The organism is Ralstonia sp. Ralssp110 (assembly GCF_047325135.1).
Taxonomy (GTDB): domain Bacteria; phylum Pseudomonadota; class Gammaproteobacteria; order Burkholderiales; family Burkholderiaceae; genus Ralstonia; species Ralstonia mojiangensis.
On the sequence record NZ_CP168609.1, the window covers coordinates 1,569,976 to 1,585,956 of the forward strand.

A 15,981-nucleotide genomic window follows, 5' to 3' on the forward strand; every position below is an offset into this window, starting at 1 on the left:
GTTGTCATGAAAATCGCATTCATCGGCCTGGGAAACATGGGCGCTCCGATGGCGCATAACCTGCTCAAGGCGGGCCACACGCTGACCGTGTTTGATCTGAACACGCAAGCGGTGGGTGCGCTGGTGGAAGCCGGCGCCACGGCAGCAGCATCGCCCAAGGAGGCAGCGGCGGGTGCCGAAACCGTCATCACCATGCTGCCTGCTGCCGCGCATGTGCGCCACGTGCTGACGGCGGAAGACGGCGTGCTGGTGGGCATCGCCACGGGCGTGCCCATCATCGATTCGAGCACCATCGACCCGGCCAGCGTGAAGGCGTTTGCCGCGCTGGCGGCCGAACACGGCAACACCTTTGTCGATGCGCCGGTTTCGGGCGGCACGGGCGGCGCGGCAGCCGGCACGCTGACGTTCATGGTCGGGGGCACTGCCCAGGCGTTCGAGCAGGTGCGTCCGGTGCTGTCCGCCATGGGCAAGAACCTCGTGCATTGCGGCGACACCGGCGCGGGCCAGGGCGCGAAGATCTGCAACAACCTCGTGCTCGGCATCACCATGGCCGGCGTGGCCGAAGCCATGTCGCTGGGCGAGGCGCTGGGCATCGACCCGAAGGTGCTGGGCGGCATCATCAACACGTCGACCGGCCGGTGCTGGAGTTCGGACACGTACAACCCGTTCCCGGGCGTGATCGAAACCGCGCCGTCTTCGCGCGGCTACACGGGCGGCTTTGGCACCGACCTGATGCTCAAGGATCTGGGCCTGGCGGGTGATGCGGCAAAGTCGGTCCGCCAACCCGTCTACTTGGGTGCGCTGGCGCAGCAGCTCTATCAAACCGTGAGCAGCAAGGGCGATGGCAAGCTGGATTTCTCCGCCGTCATCAAGCTTTATCGGAAAGACGGAGCGGCGTGATGATCGAACTGGAAACGCTGCATGAGGGCACCGTCGCGGTGCTGACGCTCAAGCGTCCGCCCGCCAACGCGTTCACGCCGGAAGGTCTGCTGCAACTGCAAGGCACCGTCGAGCGATTGAACGCCGATGCACGCGTGCGCGCCATCGTCGTCACCGGCGATGGGCCGAAGTTCTTCAGCGCGGGCGCCGACCTCAACACCTTTGCCGATGGCGACCGCGATGTGGCGCGCGAGGCGGCTGCACGTTTCGGTGCCGCATTCGAGGCGCTGCAGAACGCGCGCCCGGTGGTGATTGCGGCCATTAACGGCATTGCGATGGGCGGCGGCCTGGAGTGCGCGCTTGCATGCGACATCCGAATCGCTGAGGCGCACGCCAAGCTGGCCGTGCCAGAGACGGCCGTCGGCCTGCTGTGCTGCGGTTGCGGCACGCAGACACTGCCATGGCTCGTGGGTGAAGGCTGGGCCAAGCGCATGATCCTGACCGGCGAGCGCGTCGATGCGCAGACCGCTTTGCGCATCGGCCTGGTAGAAGAGGTCGTGGAAACGGGGGCCGCACGCGAAGGCGCCATCGCCATGGCGCTGCGTGTGACAACGTTGAGCCCGCAGGCCGTCACCTTCAGCAAGCAGCTCATCCATCAGGCGCGCAATGGCGTGCCGCGCGGCGCGGCGCTGGCCGTCGAGCGCGAGCGCTTTGTCGATCTGTTTGACCACCCGGATCAGCGCGAAGGCGTGAATGCTTTCCTTGAGAAACGCGCGCCGCGCTGGCATTCCGCACATGAATCGGAGACGCTGCAATGAGTGCCGTCCAACTGCAGGCTGCGCCGCCCCAGGCCGCCGCTGCCGAGCCCGAGGTGTTGATGCGCGTGGTGAATCGCGTGGCCGTCATCACTTTGAACCGGCCGTCTGCCTTGAATGCGCTGTCGCACGGCATGGTGCGCCAGTTGGCCACGCTGCTGGAGCAATGCCGCCACGACGAGGGCATCGTCGCACTGGTGCTGCGCGGTGCAGGCCAGAAAGGCTTCTGCGCCGGCGGCGACGTGCGCGCGCTCTATCAGCTTGCGCAACAGGGCCGCATGGATGGCGACGACGGCTGGCTGCAGTTCTTTGTCGACGAATACCGGCTCGACTACGCGCTGCACCAGTTCCCAAAGCCCATTGTTGCGCTGATGGACGGTATCACCATGGGCGGCGGCATGGGCCTTGGGCAGGCCGCACGGCTGCGTGTCGTGACCGAGCGCACGAAGATGGCGATGCCGGAAACGCGCATCGGTTTTCTGCCCGACGTGGGCGCCACGCGCTTTCTGAGCGTGATGTCGCCTGAGCTTGAGTTGTATGTCGGCCTGACGGGCGTGACGCTGACGGGCGCCGATGCGCTGCATTGCCACCTGGCCGATGTGTGCGTGCCTGCCGAATGGCTCGCCTCCTTCGAAGAGCGCCTACAACGCATGCCGCATGATGGCGACCTCATGCAGGCGCTGCGCCGCGTATTCGAGCCGCCGTGCAACATCGTTCCGCACGCGCCGCTTGCACAGGCGATGCCGTGGGTGCTGCGCTATTTCGACAGGCGTTCTTCGGTCGATCGCATTGTCGCCACGCTGCGCGAGAGCCTGGAGCGCGAGCAGGCTCGCGAACCACGCCAATGGCTGCAGGCCACGCTTGACGCAATGACTTCACACTCGCCGACGATGCTGCACGTCACACGCGAAGCGCTGCTGCGCGGTCGGCAGCTGTCACTGGCCGAGTGCTTTCAGATGGAGTTGGGCATCGTGGCGCGCGGAATCCAGGAAGGCGATTTCTGTGAAGGCGTGCGCGCGCATCTGGTAGACAAGGATCACCGTCCGGGCTGGGCGCCGGCAACGCTGCCGCAGGTGCGGCCTGAGCGGGTGCGGCATTTTCTGACGTCACCTTGGCGGACGCAGGCGCATCCGCTTGCAGCGCTCGGCGCGCCGTAGATCGAAGGGCGGCTTCCTCCATGGTGCAGGGGCGCCGGCTTGAACCGCCAGCGCCTCCGTCGGTGGTGCTAAACGCGCCGCTGCCGGTCGCCCCACCATGCATCGCGCAGGCGGCGCTTGGCGATCTTGCCGTTGTCATCGCGCGGCAGTGCTGTGGTGAATTCAATCTGGCGCGGGATCTTGAAGCCTGCAATCTGGCCGCGCAGCCATTCGATCACGGGCTCAGCCTGCGGGTCTTTGCGTTCGGTCTGGACCACCGCGACAAGGCGCTCGCCGTATTCGTCATCCGGTACGCCAAAGACAGCGCAGTCGACCACATCGGGGTGGCGCAGTAGCGCATGTTCGATCTCGGCCGGGTAGATGTTCACGCCGCCCGAGATGACCATGTCCGATGCGCGGTCGCACACATACAGATAGCCGTCCGCATCCAGGTAGCCCATGTCGCCGAGCGTGACGAGGCCGTCGCGCTCGATCTTGCCGCGTGCTTCGTCATTGCCGCGGTAGGTGAAATCGGGATAGGCGGGTTGGTGGCTGTAGATCAGGCCGATCTCGCCGGTGGGGCAGGGCGTGCCGTCTTCACGCAGGATGCGCACGCGCGCGTCGCACACCGGGCGGCCGGCGCTGCCCGGGCGGGCGGCGGCGTCGCGCGGGTCCATCACGGTGATCATGCCGGTCTCGCTCGATGCATACGTTTCGTAGATGACGGGGCCGAGCCAGTCGATCATCTTGCGCTTGATCTCCGGCGCGCAGGGTGCGCCCGTGGAGGCCACAAAGCGCAGCGAAGACAGGTCGTACCGGCTGCGTTCTTCGTCCGTCAACTTGAGCAGGCGCACATACATGATCGGCACGAGATAGACGGTGTCGATGCGGTAGCGCTCGATCTGCTCCAGCACGCGCAGCGCGTCAAAGCGCGCGTTCACCACCAGCAGCTCCGCCATCTGCGCGGCTTGCTGTGCGAAGAGGCTCGGCGCGCTGTGATACAGCGGCGCCGGCACCAGCGCACGGCAGCCCGGCACGATCCCGAACGTGGCCGCGACCACGGCACGCGCTTTCTGCAGATGCGCGTCGAGCTGATCGAGCGGCACGGCCTGGCGCACGACGCCCTTGGGCCGGCCGGTGGTGCCCGACGTATAAGCCATGTGCCCGCGCGGAGAAACCACTGGCCCGTCGTACGGCGTCTGCAGCGCGAGCCAGTTGGCATAGCCGTCGGCGCGGTCGGTGCCTTCGGCGTCCACGCGCAGCAGTTGCACGTGGGCCGGCAGCAGCGGTTCCACCGCATCCACGAGGTCGCGATGGCCGATCAGTACCTTGGCGCCCGAATCGCGCACGAGGAACTCCACCTCGGCCGGTGTGAAGTGCCAGTTGATCGGGCAGAAATAGCACCCTGCGATGCGGCAGGCGTGCATCACGTCGATGTAGGCGGGCGCATTGCGCAGCAGCACGCCGATCACGTCGCCCTCCTGCACGCCCATGCGACGCAAACCACCGGCAAGGGCGGCGCCCCGCGCGAGCAGCGTATCGGCATCGGTCGGGCGATCGTCGAAGATCAGGTGGGCGGTCATGCGTGTCTCCTGCGCGAGGTCTCTGATGGACGGCTGCTGAATCCATGCAGCATGCCGGATCGAACAGCCTTGAACAATCCACGGCCAATTGCGCACACTGGTGAATGCAATTGGACAACGTGCGCCCCGGCAGCGTGAGCGGCGATGCCGAAATGCTGCGTATGCACAAGACAATGCCAAGGCAGATAACGTACCCCAAATAGACGGTATTCATGCCCTCGCCTTGTTTTGCGGCAACGCGCGCACCAAAATCGAAAGAGGCGGAGCCGCCTGCAACACCCGCACTGGCCCGCCTCTCTTTCCCCACATCATCCTCCCCTCGAGGAAGAATTCATGCCGCTTACCCATCCGTCACGCCGCGCTTTTCTCAAAGCGACCGTCGTGGCCGGCGTCTCGGTGTACATCGCACCGCTGGGCGGCCGCGCATTTGCGGCCCTGTTTGAAGAAAAGATCCTCACCCCTGTCCAGTGGGACCCGAAAACCGGTACGCCAAAGTTCCGCATCGACGGCATTGCCAAGGTCACGGGCGACAAGGTCTTCGCACGTGACATCCGCTCGCGCGACATGCCGCACTGGCCGCAGCAGCAATCGCATGCGTTCATCCTGCGCACCACGCTGGCCGATCGCACGTACGAAGGTTTCGATCTGAGCCTGCTGGGTGATGAGCTCAAGCCAGATCGCGTGGTGACGGCAGACGACCTGGCACGCGATGGCGTCGCCTTCCCTGCGTTCTACGGCGACGACATGCTGCTGCCCACGGGCAAGACGCCCGCCTACCTGGGCCATGCCGTCGCCATCCTGATCTACCACGACTTCGCGCGCTTCCGTTTTGCGAAAGACAAGCTCAAGTTCCAGGACAAGATCATCCGCTACGGCGCGCAGACCGGCCCGCTGGAGCGCGACCCCTGGGGCACCTTCCGCTTTGTGCGGGTGGGTGGGGCAGGGCCGTATGACGACGATGTGTTCTCCAGCCTGAAGAACGCGCCGATCTTTCCGAGCATGATGCGCAAGCACGAGCCCGTGTGGCCCGACGGCGTGGACCACGGAAAGCTCGGCGAGCAGGGCATCTTTTACGCCAACCAGATCGCCGCAGAACTCGACAAGCCACCGGCGGACTGGCTGGTGCTCGAACGCGAGTACAACACGCAATCGGTCGATACCGCCGCACTGGAAAACGACAACGCCAACTGCTGGTACGACAGCACCACGCAGACGTTGCACATGGTCGTGCCCACGCAAAGTCCGGTGGAGGTGGGGGAGAGCGCGGCCGAGATGATCGCCAAGGCCCGCAGCGCGTTCCCGGTAAAGCAGGTGATCGTGCATCCGTGCTACACGGTTGGCTATGGCTCGAAAGACCACTACAACTTCCCGTTCTACGGCCTGGTGACGGCGCTGTATGCCGATGGCAAGCCGGTGCGCCTGGCGAATGACCGCTACGAGCAGTTCCAGACCTCCATCAAGCGGCACGCGTTCAAGATGCGGTACCGCATCGCCGTGGACAGGAAGACTGGCCTGTTCCAATCGTTCCAGGGCCACTTCGAGGCCAACGGCGGCGGGCGTGCCAATTTCTCGCCGTCCGTGGCGATGGTGGGCGCAACGGCCGCGCAGTCGATCTACTACTTCCCCAAGAACGACCTGACTGCCGTGGCGATTGCCTCGCGCGCCGTCGATGCGGGCTCGGCGCGCGGCTACGGCACGCTGCAGAGCATGGCCGCCACCGAGGTGATGGTCGACGAGTTTGCCGAGCAATTGAAGCTCGACCCGATCGAGTTCCGCCTGAAGAACGCGCTGCGTTCGGGCATGAAGAACACGCAGGGCGCGATTCCCGCCGGCGCCATCCGCGTGGATGAAGTGCTGCAGGCGGCCAAGGTGCACCCGCTATGGGTGAATCGCGCGAAGAAGAAAGCCGACTTTGAAGCCGCCCACCCGGGCAAGCGCTACGGCGTGGGGTTTGCCTGTGTGCAGAAGGACTTCGGCACGGGCGCCGAGGCGTCGTTTGCCAAGGTGGAAATCCGCGCTGACGGGCAGATCACGCTGCACCACGTGGCGGCGGAAATCGGCACCGGCATGTCCACCTCGCAAGCCGTGGCCGTGGCGCGCTGGCTGAGCCGCCCCGCAGCGGAAGTGCGCGTGGCGGTGACGGACTGGGCAGACCTGCCCGTTGTCACCAGCGGCGACCCGTACCTCATGAGCCAGGCCGATCAGGACAAGGCATCGGCCAACCCGCGCTGGTCTCCGGCATATGCGTCGCCGTCGAGCGCGACCAACTCGGCGTATTACTTCACGCACAGCACGCGTGAGGCGGCGCGCATCGTCTTCATGCATGGCCTGTGGCCGGCAGCCATGGCGATCTGGAGCCAGGGCATCGGCGGCGGCCAGGCGGCGTCGCTGGTGGTGCGCGTGGAAGACGCGCGCTGGGTCGACGGCAAGCTCACGGCCGGCGGCCTGGAGGCGCTGCCCTATGAACAGATCGTCAAGAAGGCGCACGAGCTGGGCCTGGTGACGGGCGCGGTGGTGCACGTGTTCAACCGCTGGCAATGGTCGGAGGCCGATTTCGAGGTGAACGGCGCAGCCACGCGCGTGCCGATCGACGGGCTTTCCGTGCGCTACGGCGAGGGTGCCGACGCCGCACGCAAGGCGAAGATGACCACTCCGGGCGGGTATCACGTGCTGGATCGCAAGAAGGTCTACATCGCGCCGACGCAGCGTAACAACGCGTCGGTCACGTACTACAGCGCGGTCGGCACGCTGGTCGAGCTGTCGGTGCATGAAGCCAGCGGCAAGGTCGATCTGCTGTCGCACCACACGATCATGGAGTGCGGTACGCAGATATCGCCGCAGCTGGTGTCGGGGCAATTGCAGGGCGGGCTCGCCATGGGCATCGGCCACGCGCTGCACGAGGCGCTGCCGCTGTATGAAGACGGCCCCGGCAACGGCACGTGGAACTTCAACCGCTACCACCTGCCGCGTGCGAAAGACGTGGCCGTGTGGACGCAGACCGGCACCGTGCTGCCGCCGGTGTCGGAAACCGATCCGCCCAAGGGCATTGCCGAGGTGGTGATGATCCCGGTGGTGGGCGCCATTGTGAACGGCATCGCGCATGCCATCGGACACCGCTTCACCAGCCTGCCAGTGACCGCGGAAAAGATTCAGGAGGTACTGGCATGAGCAATACGACCATCACGACACAACCGCTCACCGTTCATATCAACGGCAAGGATGTCGGCCCCACGCAAGTGCCCGACGGGCTGATGATGATCGACTTTCTGCACGAGTACGCCGGCCTGACCGGCTCAAGGCTCGGCTGCGGGCAGGGCGTGTGCCGCGCGTGCACGGTCATCCTCGACAAGCCGGACGGCACCAGCCAAGAAGTGCGTACGTGCATTACCGGCGCGCATTTCTTCCAGAACAAGAAGGTCCGCACGGTGGAAGGGCACGCCAAGCGCGATGAGAAAGGCGAGGTGGTGTCGCTCACGCTCGTGCAGCAGAAGTTCCTGGAGCACTTCAGCTTCCAGTGCGGCTATTGCACGCCGGGCTTCGTCAACGGCGCGACGGTGCTGGTGGAGCGCCTAAAACGCGAGCCGGTGGCGCGCGACAAGCTTGACGAGACGATCACCGAAGCGCTGAACGACCACATCTGCCGCTGCACCGGCTACGTGCGCTACTTCGAGGCTGTAAAGGACGTCGTCCTCAGCACGCCGGGACTCGTGAAGGACGGCAAGTGATGGCCATGGCTGAACTGACGCAATTCACTCAATGGACGCGAAAGGCGCTGCTGCCACTGCTGGCCGCTGCGGCGTTGTCCGCCTGCGGTGACCGCTCCACCGATATCCCGCCCGCCGCCGACCAGCCGCCCCCAGCCAAGCTGACCGGCGCCGACCTGATCAACCGTGGCCGCGCCCTCGTGCGCGCAGCGGACTGCGCGGCCTGCCACACGGCCAAGGACGGTGCACCGTTTGCCGGCGGCGTGGCGCTGGCCTCGCCGTTCGGAACCTTCTACGGCACGAACATCACGCCCGACAAGGAACAGGGCATCGGCAAGTGGAGCGCGGACGATTTCTACAAAGCGCTGCACAACGGTGTTACTCCCGACAAGCATCTGTATCCGGCGATGCCGTACACGTCGTATCGCGATCTGTCGCGCGGCGATACCGATGCGATGTACGCCTACCTGACGCAGCAGGTGAAGCCGGCGGCCGTCGCCAACCGCGAGCATGAGCTGCGCTTTCCGTACAACATCCGCATCGCCATGGCGGGCTGGAACGTGTTCTTCCTGAAGAACGCGCTGCCCGACGCATCCGTCGGCAACACAGCGGCCTGGCAGCGTGGCCGGTATCTGGCCAACGCGCTGGGCCACTGTGCGGAATGCCACAGCCCGCGCGGGTTTGCCGGCCAGCTCGATAGCAGCAAGCCGCTTGCCGGTGCGGCGCTGGGCCGTGTGGTTGCGCCGGACATCACGCCTGCCGGCCTGGCGTCACGGGGCTGGACGCAGGGCGACCTGCAGGCGTTCTTCAGTGTGGGCATCGCGCCGCAGGGCTCGGCTTTTGGCGAGATGTACCCGGTCGTCCACCTGAGCACGCAGTACCTCAGCCAGGCCGATGTGGCGGCACTGACGACGTATCTGCTGGGCGACAAGGCGCCCGCGCCGCAACCGCTCAAGCCGGTGGCCGCCATGCCGGAAAATGTCGACCAGCTCAAGGCCGGACGCGCGCATTACCTCGCTGTTTGCGCCGGCTGTCACGGCCGCGATGGCGAAGGCAAGCCGCACGTGGCCGTGCCGATGCTGGGCAACGCCACCGTACGCAATGCCGACGCGCATAACCTGATCGTCTCGATGCTCGACGGCATTGAAGCGCAGCGCTTCCCGGGCACGGAAGCCATGCAGGAGATGCCCAGCTTCGCGCAGATGAACGATACGGAACTGGCCGATTTGGCCAACTACCTGCGCACCAACTTTGGCGGGCAACCGGCCGATGTCACCGCAGACCGCGTGAAGGGTGTGCGGCAGTAAGCGGAACGCATGACGAAAAAAAGCCGCCCGGTGTCATGCCTGGGCGGGCTTTTTTCCTCGGGGCGGGCGATTGTGCCGGGTTGTGACCGGGGCCGCCTTCAGGCACAATGCGCAACCTTGTGGAGATGGCATTCCTCCCTTAACCGCCGGTCTGCGGATCACGAGACCGGCTGATGATGCCTACAAGTTCCTGAACGAAGGAAGTTGTAGGCACACGCCCAAACGACGTTCTGTCGCTCAGGTTTGAGTTCTTCGAATCTGGTCATCATGAAGAAAACGCTTACACGCTCCGAGCCGCTGCTCATGTTCGGGTATCTGCTGCGCTGGCTCTCGCTGGGGTCGCTCGTCGGCATGCTGGCTGGACTGGGCTCTGCGGTGTTGCTGCTGGCGCTGGATTGGGCGACCAACACGCGCACCGCACACCCCTGGCTGCTGTGGTTTCTGCCTGTGGCTGGGCTTGCCGTTGGCTTGCTCTACCACTACACGGGGCGCTCGGTGGAAGGTGGCAACAACCTGCTGATCGACGAGATCCACGACCCGAAGCGCGTCGTGCCCAAGCGCATGGCGCCGCTCATCCTGCTGGGCACCGTTGTCACGCACGTGTTTGGCGGGTCTGCCGGGCGTGAAGGCACGGCTGTCCAGATGGGCGGCAGCTTTGCGGACTACCTGACGCGACTGTTTTCGCTGGCCCCGGCGGATCGGCGCATCTTGCTGATGGCGGGGATTAGCGCCGGTTTCGCGTCGGTCTTCGGCACGCCGCTGGCCGGGGCCGTGTTCGGGCTGGAGGTGCTCGCGATCGGCCGTCTGCGCTATGACGCGATCCTGCCGTGCTTCATCGCGGCCATCGTGGGCGATCTGGTACCGCCGTTGCTGGGCGTGCACCACACGCCGTACGCGATTCCTTTTGTGCCGCATCTCACGCCGATCGCGATCGGCTTGGTGGTGGTGGCCGGCATCGTCTTCGGCCTGGCGGGCATGACGTTCGCGGCGCTCACGAATCGGCTCAGCCGACTGTTGAAGCATCACATTGCGTTTGGCCCGCTGCGCCCTGTGCTGGGCGGCAGCGTGGTTGTGGCTGCGGCCATGGCGCTGGGTACCGACAAGTACCTGGGCCTCGGCATTCCCGTCATCGTGGATGCGTTCCACAATCCGCTGCCGGCGTACGACTTTGCCGGCAAGGCGGCTTTCACCATCGTGACACTGGCCTCGGGTTTCAAGGGGGGCGAAGTCACGCCGCTGTTCTACATCGGTGCCACTTTGGGCAATGCGCTCGGTTACGTGCTGCCGCTGCCGTTCCCGTTGCTTGCGGGTCTTGGGTTCGTGGCGGTGTTTGCGGGTGCCGCCAATACGCCCATCGCGTCGACCCTTATGGCGATGGAACTCTTTGGCCCCGAAGTCGGGACGTTTGCCGGCGTTGCCTGCGTGGTGAGCTATCTCTTCTCGGGCCACACCGGCATCTATCACGCGCAGCGCATTGGCCATGCGAAGCGCCCCGTCGACGCCGCGCCGGCTGGGCAAGTTCCGGCCGAATCTGCCGAGCGCTCTTAGCCCGCGGGCGCGAGCTTGGCTCCAAGCAGCGCCTTCACATCAAACACCGTAGACGCGTTCGCACAGCGCCGCACTTGCGCCAAGCTTGCGCGACAGGTCGGAAGCCGCCTGCAACTGCTTCGTGACGAAATCGCCAGTGGTGCGCGCCGCTTCGAGCCGAGAGGCCGCGCCCGATAGCGTGAGCGCGGCCATGAACTTGTCGCCGGAACCGAAGATGGGCGTGGCAAATGCCGCCGTGTGTTGATCGCGCGCGCCGGAGGTGAACAGCGGCAACTCCGGTGCCTCGTCATACAGCGCTTCACCCAGGCCCCAGTAGCGCAGCACATGGCTGATAGCCGTGTCGTCCAGCGGAAGAGACGTGCCTGGCAGGCGCGTCTCGCGCAGGCCTTCCGACGGTTCAGCGCGAAACAGGCATAGCCGCCGGCCGTGATCAATGACGTAGTACGATGCGCTCTCTCGCGTGGCTGCCGCCAGCGCGTGCAGCACAGGTTCCACCACGGAAGACAAGTGGAACGACTGCTCATAGAGCTTGCCCAGATACAGCAGGCGCGGCCCGAGCGAGTACGCGCCGGACTCGGAGCGAATGACATAGCTCATGCGCTCCAGCGAGTTCATCAGCCGATATACCGTGGTCTTGTGCATGCCAGACGCCTGCGCCAGGGCCGCGAGTGACAGGGCTTCCGCCCCCGGCTTGAAGCAATCCAGCAAGGCCAGCGCCTTTTCTACTGCGGCAACGCCGTCATTCCCCATTTCAAACTCCCCCTAACGCATGAACGACAGGATTGTACTATGTACAACAGTGTTGTATCTGGCGGAAGGGTAAACGCTACTGGATCGCCTCGCTTGCCCTGGTTATAGTGATTTCACTGAGTACACCAGTGTTGTACAGGGCAAAACATCACAGACTGAGGCTAGCTTTTCATGAGTATCCCTTCGCACACCACTTCCGCCATCGTTCGCGATATCGAGCGGGTCTCGCCCGCGCTGGTCGAGGCGGCCGCCCGCTTTCAGGCAGCCATCCTGGCCGACGTTGCCGGCCGCCGAGGCACCCTGAATGGCCGCGTCAAACCGCTCGCTCCGACGATGAAAGTGGTCGGCCCCGCCGTGACGGTTGAAGTCCGCCCCGGCGACAACCTTGCCATTCACGCCGCGCTCGCGGTCGCCAAGCCCGGTGATGTGATCGTGGTGGACGGCAAAGGCGACCAGAGCTGCGCGCTGATCGGCGAAATCATGGCCACGCAGGCGCAGGCCACTGGCATCGCCGGGTTTGTCATCGATGGCGCGGTGCGCGATTCGCACGAGCTGGCGCACGGCACGTTCCCGATTTTTTCTGCCGGCTTGAACCCGTGCGGGCCGACCAAGAGCGTGGCTGGCCGCGTGAACCTGCCCGTGTCGGCCGCCGGCGCGACGGTGCATCCGGGTGACTTGGTGGTGGGCGACGCAGATGGCGTGGTTGTGATCCCGCGTGCCGACGTTGAGCGCATTCTCGTGCTCGCACAGAAAAAGGTGGACGCCGAAGCGGCCCGCATTGCGGCAATCCGCAAGGGCGATACGCGCCCCGGCTGGCTTGACAAGGAACTGCGCGCTGCAGGCATGCTGGCAGAAGGCGAGGCACTGTAATGAGCGCGACTGCAACCAAGCCTGTCCTGCTCGTCACGGCGGCTGATCTGGCACCCCAAGCGCTGGACATGCTGGGCGATTTCGAAGTCGTGTTTGCAGGCAAGCAGCCCACCGAAGACGACATCGTCGCGCTGTGCGCGCGGCACAAGCCGGTGGCGATCATCGTGCGCTACGGCAAGATCAACGCACGCATCATGGATGCAGCCGCCGGCAACCTGCAGGTGATCTCAAAGCACGGCAGCGGTATCGACGTCATCGATCAGGATGCCGCCGCGGCACGTGGCATTGCGGTGCGCGCTGCAGTGGGTGCCAACGCGGCCGCTGTGGCTGAACATGCGTGGGCGCTGATCCTGGCGTGTGCGAAGTCTGTCCCGCAGCTCGACGCGCGTATGCGTGCCGGGCATTGGGACAAGGCGACGCATAAGTCGGTTGAGCTGGATGGCCGCACGCTCGGCCTGGTCGGTCTGGGGGCGATCGGCCGCCGGGCCGCTACGATTGGGCTGGCGTTCGGTATGCACGTGATCGCCTTCGACCCGTACGCCAAGGAGGCGCCCGCAGGCGTCAAGCTGGTGAGCCTGGGCGAGTTGTACGCACAGTCCGACGTGGTGTCGCTGCACTGCCCGTTGACCGCGGAGAACCGCAAGATGCTGAACCGCGACGCGTTCAACTGCTTCAAGCCCGGCGCGATCCTGGTCAACACGGCGCGCGGCGGCCTCATCGACGAAGCCGCGCTGGTGGAAGCGCTGGCCAGCGGCCGGCTCCGTGCGGCTGGGCTCGACAGCTTCGACGTGGAGCCGATGACCACGCCGCACCCGTTGCAGGGCGTTGCGAACATCATCCTGTCGCCGCACATCGGCGGCGTGAGCGATGCGGCCTACGTGAACATGGGCAAGGGCGCGGTGGCCAATGTGCTCGCAGTGATCGAGGAACGTGCCCGCACGGCGGCGTGATGTCCATGTTCCTGCTCTCGCCACCGGCGGTGCGTGAAGCCGAAGTCTTCACGCGCATGCCGGCGAAGTTTCGCAAGCCCGATGTCCAGACAGAGTGGGCGCGCGCCAATCGCGGCGGGCAAGCCACCGATTCGTTCCTCGAAGGGCCGGTGTGGTGTCCGGACGGCCGCGGCCACGGCCATCTGTACGTGACGGATATCCCGCATGGCCGCGTCTTCCGCATCTCGCCGGCGGGCGATTGGGAGTTGGTGACCGAGTACGACGGCGAGCCCAACGGCATGAAGGTCGTCGACGATGCGCACCTGCTTATCACCGATTACCGCAACGGGCTGATGCTGCTCGACATCAAGCGTGGCGAAGTCACGCCGTATCTGGAGCGCCGCAATTCGGAGCGCTTCAAGGGCGTGAACGACCTGACGTTCGATTCGCACGGCAATCTGTACTTCACAGATCAAGGGCAGAGCGGGCTGCATGACCCGACCGGGCGCGTCTATCGCCTGTCGGTGGAGGGCAAGCTCGACATGCTGCTCGGCAATTGCCCCAGCCCAAACGGGCTTGTGCTGTCGCCCGACGAGAAGGTGCTGTACGTCGCCATGACGCGCGGCAACTGCGTGTGGCGTGTGCCGTTACAGGCCGATGGCTCCGTCAGCAAGGTCGGCCAGTTCTTCACGTCGTACGGCCCGAGCGGCCCGGATGGTTTGACGATCGACACGGCGGGGCGGCTGTTCGTGGCCAACCCCGGGCTCGGCCGCGCATGGGTGCTGAACCACCGTGCAGAGCCGGACATGATCGTGACCAGCCCCGAAGGTGCGTCGCTCACGAACCTGTGCTTCGGTGGCCCCGAAATGAAGACGCTTTTCATGACCGAATCGGTGTCCGGCACGGTGCTCAAGACCGAGATGGATATCGCCGGCCCGCTGCCGCATCGGGCAAAGCAGACCAAAGCAACGCCCTAGCCCAGCTCATCGATACCCGAACCTGAGCGCTCATAGAAGCGCGATGGAGGAGACCATGCAAATGTCCCAGACTTTGAGTGCCACCACGCCAGCGCATGGCGCGGATGCGCGCCCCGCCGCCCCGCTGCCCGACGCGGATTACCAGGCGAGCGAACGCACGCTGGCCAAGGCGTTCCGCCGCATCCTGCCGTTCATCTTTGCCTGCTATGTGATCAGCTATCTTGATCGCACCAACGTGGGCTTTGCCGCGCTCACCATGAACAAGGACATCGGCCTCACGGCCGAGCAGTTCGGGTTCGGGGCGGGACTGTTCTTCATCGGCTATTTCCTGTTCGAGATCCCGAGCAACCTCATCATGCAGAAGGTGGGGGCGCGCATCTGGATCGCGCGGATCATGATTACGTGGGGCATCTTCTCGATGGCCACGGCGTTTGTGGTCGGGCCCAAGAGTTTTGCGGCGGCGCGCTTTCTGCTGGGTCTTGCCGAAGCGGGCTTCACGCCGGGCATCTACCTGTACTTCACGCACTGGTTTCCGGGCAAGTGGCGCGCCAAGGTGACGGCTGCCTTCCTGGTGGGCATTCCGGTGGCGAACATGATCGGCTCACCCATTTCCGGCGCGCTGCTCGAACTCGGTGGCCTGCATGGGCTGCGCAGCTGGCAATGGCTGTTGCTGATCGAAGGGCTGCCGGCCGTGCTGCTTGGCATCGCGTGCCTGTTCGTGCTCGCGGATCGACCGGAAAAGGCGACATGGCTCAGCGACGATGAGAAGGCCGTACTCGCGCGCCGCCTCGCCATGGAGCAACGCGACATCGCCAGTAAACACGGCGCGACCCTGCGCGATGCCATGACCAACTGGCGCGTCTTCGTGCTGGCGTTCATCAACTTCTGCGGCATCGTCGGCTCCATCGGCGTGGGCCTCTGGATGCCGCAGATCATCAAACAGTTTGGCGTCGAGCACACCGTGGTCGGCTGGCTGACGGCCATCCCGTATGCGCTGGGTGCGGTGGTCATGCTGTGGTGGGCGCGCACGGCGAACCGCGCGCAGAACCGCGTCCCGTATGTGGCTGCCGCGCTGGTGGTTGCAGCGGTGGCGCTGGCGGCCAGCACGGCCTTGGATGCACCGGTGCTCAAGCTCGCGGCGCTGTGCGTGACGGTGAGCGGCATCCTGGCGTTCCAGGCCACGTTCTGGGCGATTCCGTCCACCTTCCTTACGGGCCGCGCGGCCGCGGGCGGCCTGGCGCTGATCGTTTCCGTCGGCAACCTGGGCGGCTTTGTCGGTCCGTCGATGGTCGGTGCCATCAAGCAGTACTCGCAGGGCTTTACGGCGCCGCTGCTGGCGGTATCGGCCGTGCTGCTCATCGGTGCGCTGTCCATCGCCTGGCTGGGCGACCCCGGCGCTGATGCCGGTGAAGCCACCCACTGATCGCGCGATCGCAGTACCTTTCTTCCTAGATGTTCAAACAGCGCCGCGCAGCACACGACG

Annotated in this window: 13 protein-coding genes and 1 riboswitch; of the genes, 11 read left to right on the forward strand and 2 right to left on the reverse strand. The window is 65.4% G+C overall.

Features of this window, described 5'->3' with window-relative positions; genetic code table 11:
- Nucleotides 1-6 precede the first annotated feature (6 nt).
- Genes mmsB through ACEN9T_RS07630 form a run of 3 tightly spaced genes read left to right on the forward strand, consistent with a single transcriptional unit; the run spans nucleotide 7 to nucleotide 2,851 of the window.
- A complete protein-coding gene (gene mmsB, locus ACEN9T_RS07620) occupies nucleotides 7-900 on the forward strand; it encodes a 3-hydroxyisobutyrate dehydrogenase (protein WP_413705986.1) in 894 nt (297 codons plus the stop codon).
- Nucleotides 900-1,697 carry an enoyl-CoA hydratase gene (locus ACEN9T_RS07625; RefSeq protein WP_413705987.1) on the forward strand — a complete coding sequence of 266 codons (798 nt, stop codon included), beginning with the start codon at nucleotides 900-902 and terminating at the stop codon, nucleotides 1,695-1,697. The genes mmsB and ACEN9T_RS07625 overlap by 1 nt, the downstream gene beginning before the upstream one ends.
- Nucleotides 1,694-2,851, forward strand: a complete 1,158-nt coding sequence (locus ACEN9T_RS07630; protein ID WP_413705988.1) for an enoyl-CoA hydratase/isomerase family protein — start codon at nucleotides 1,694-1,696, stop codon at nucleotides 2,849-2,851. Before ACEN9T_RS07625 ends, ACEN9T_RS07630 begins: the two co-directional genes overlap by 4 nt.
- 68 nt (nucleotides 2,852-2,919) lie before the next feature.
- Here ACEN9T_RS07630 and ACEN9T_RS07635 read toward each other — a convergent pair whose 3' ends face one another.
- The gene (locus ACEN9T_RS07635) at nucleotides 2,920-4,413 is read right to left on the reverse strand and encodes an acyl-CoA synthetase (protein ID WP_413705989.1); all 1,494 of its coding nucleotides are present in this window, start codon (nucleotides 4,411-4,413) and stop codon (nucleotides 2,920-2,922) included.
- A gap of 333 nt (nucleotides 4,414-4,746) precedes the next feature.
- Here ACEN9T_RS07635 and ACEN9T_RS07640 point away from each other — a divergent pair, with 333 nt between their 5' ends.
- The 4 genes from ACEN9T_RS07640 (at nucleotide 4,747) to ACEN9T_RS07655 (ending at nucleotide 10,972) form a co-directional block, all read left to right on the forward strand.
- On the forward strand, nucleotides 4,747-7,581 hold the full coding sequence (locus ACEN9T_RS07640) for a xanthine dehydrogenase family protein molybdopterin-binding subunit (protein ID WP_413705990.1): 2,835 nt from the start codon (nucleotides 4,747-4,749) through the stop codon (nucleotides 7,579-7,581).
- Nucleotides 7,578-8,138 (forward strand): (2Fe-2S)-binding protein, encoded by a 561-nt coding sequence (locus tag ACEN9T_RS07645; RefSeq protein WP_413705991.1) that lies wholly within the window; start codon nucleotides 7,578-7,580, stop codon nucleotides 8,136-8,138. Before ACEN9T_RS07640 ends, ACEN9T_RS07645 begins: the two co-directional genes overlap by 4 nt.
- 5 nt (nucleotides 8,139-8,143) lie before the next feature.
- Nucleotides 8,144-9,424, forward strand: coding sequence for a c-type cytochrome (locus ACEN9T_RS07650; RefSeq protein WP_413705992.1), 1,281 nt, complete (start codon nucleotides 8,144-8,146; stop codon nucleotides 9,422-9,424).
- Nucleotides 9,425-9,536: 112 nt separating this feature from the next.
- Nucleotides 9,537-9,614: riboswitch (Fluoride riboswitch) on the forward strand.
- Between the two features lie 77 nt (nucleotides 9,615-9,691).
- The gene (locus ACEN9T_RS07655) at nucleotides 9,692-10,972 is read left to right on the forward strand and encodes a voltage-gated chloride channel family protein (protein WP_413705993.1); all 1,281 of its coding nucleotides are present in this window, start codon (nucleotides 9,692-9,694) and stop codon (nucleotides 10,970-10,972) included.
- Nucleotides 10,973-11,011: 39 nt separating this feature from the next.
- Here ACEN9T_RS07655 and ACEN9T_RS07660 read toward each other — a convergent pair whose 3' ends face one another.
- Complete coding sequence (locus ACEN9T_RS07660; protein ID WP_413705994.1) at nucleotides 11,012-11,722, reverse strand: IclR family transcriptional regulator; 711 nt, start codon at nucleotides 11,720-11,722, stop codon at nucleotides 11,012-11,014.
- A 171-nt stretch (nucleotides 11,723-11,893) separates the two neighbouring features.
- On the opposite strand from ACEN9T_RS07660, the gene ACEN9T_RS07665 reads away from it, so the two are divergent.
- The 4 genes from ACEN9T_RS07665 to ACEN9T_RS07680 all read left to right on the forward strand — a co-directional run bounded on the left by ACEN9T_RS07665 (nucleotide 11,894) and on the right by ACEN9T_RS07680 (nucleotide 15,921).
- Nucleotides 11,894-12,592 carry an RraA family protein gene (locus tag ACEN9T_RS07665; RefSeq protein ID WP_413705995.1) on the forward strand — a complete coding sequence of 233 codons (699 nt, stop codon included), beginning with the start codon at nucleotides 11,894-11,896 and terminating at the stop codon, nucleotides 12,590-12,592.
- Nucleotides 12,592-13,542, forward strand: a complete 951-nt coding sequence (locus tag ACEN9T_RS07670) for an NAD(P)-dependent oxidoreductase (RefSeq protein WP_413705996.1) — start codon at nucleotides 12,592-12,594, stop codon at nucleotides 13,540-13,542. Before ACEN9T_RS07665 ends, ACEN9T_RS07670 begins: the two co-directional genes overlap by 1 nt.
- 5 nt (nucleotides 13,543-13,547) lie before the next feature.
- Nucleotides 13,548-14,498 carry an SMP-30/gluconolactonase/LRE family protein gene (locus ACEN9T_RS07675; RefSeq protein ID WP_413706608.1) on the forward strand — a complete coding sequence of 317 codons (951 nt, stop codon included), beginning with the start codon at nucleotides 13,548-13,550 and terminating at the stop codon, nucleotides 14,496-14,498.
- A gap of 61 nt (nucleotides 14,499-14,559) precedes the next feature.
- Nucleotides 14,560-15,921 (forward strand): MFS transporter, encoded by a 1,362-nt coding sequence (locus ACEN9T_RS07680; protein ID WP_092972280.1) that lies wholly within the window; start codon nucleotides 14,560-14,562, stop codon nucleotides 15,919-15,921.
- The last annotated feature ends 60 nt before the right edge of the window (nucleotides 15,922-15,981 follow it).

Excerpts from the sequence above, each read along its gene's own strand:
- mmsB (WP_413705986.1), top strand. The coding sequence starts at position 7 with ATGAAAATCGCATTCATCGGCCTGGGAAACATGGGCGCTCCGATGGCG.
- ACEN9T_RS07625 (WP_413705987.1), top strand. The coding sequence starts at position 900 with ATGATCGAACTGGAAACGCTGCATGAGGGCACCGTCGCGGTGCTGACG.
- ACEN9T_RS07630 (WP_413705988.1), top strand. The coding sequence starts at position 1,694 with ATGAGTGCCGTCCAACTGCAGGCTGCGCCGCCCCAGGCCGCCGCTGCC.
- ACEN9T_RS07635 (WP_413705989.1), bottom strand. The coding sequence starts at position 4,413 with ATGACCGCCCACCTGATCTTCGACGATCGCCCGACCGATGCCGATACG.
- ACEN9T_RS07640 (WP_413705990.1), top strand. The coding sequence starts at position 4,747 with ATGCCGCTTACCCATCCGTCACGCCGCGCTTTTCTCAAAGCGACCGTC.
- ACEN9T_RS07645 (WP_413705991.1), top strand. The coding sequence starts at position 7,578 with ATGAGCAATACGACCATCACGACACAACCGCTCACCGTTCATATCAAC.
- ACEN9T_RS07650 (WP_413705992.1), top strand. The coding sequence starts at position 8,144 with ATGGCTGAACTGACGCAATTCACTCAATGGACGCGAAAGGCGCTGCTG.
- ACEN9T_RS07655 (WP_413705993.1), top strand. The coding sequence starts at position 9,692 with ATGAAGAAAACGCTTACACGCTCCGAGCCGCTGCTCATGTTCGGGTAT.
- ACEN9T_RS07660 (WP_413705994.1), bottom strand. The coding sequence starts at position 11,722 with ATGGGGAATGACGGCGTTGCCGCAGTAGAAAAGGCGCTGGCCTTGCTG.
- ACEN9T_RS07665 (WP_413705995.1), top strand. The coding sequence starts at position 11,894 with ATGAGTATCCCTTCGCACACCACTTCCGCCATCGTTCGCGATATCGAG.
- ACEN9T_RS07670 (WP_413705996.1), top strand. The coding sequence starts at position 12,592 with ATGAGCGCGACTGCAACCAAGCCTGTCCTGCTCGTCACGGCGGCTGAT.
- ACEN9T_RS07675 (WP_413706608.1), top strand. The coding sequence starts at position 13,548 with ATGTTCCTGCTCTCGCCACCGGCGGTGCGTGAAGCCGAAGTCTTCACG.
- ACEN9T_RS07680 (WP_092972280.1), top strand. The coding sequence starts at position 14,560 with ATGTCCCAGACTTTGAGTGCCACCACGCCAGCGCATGGCGCGGATGCG.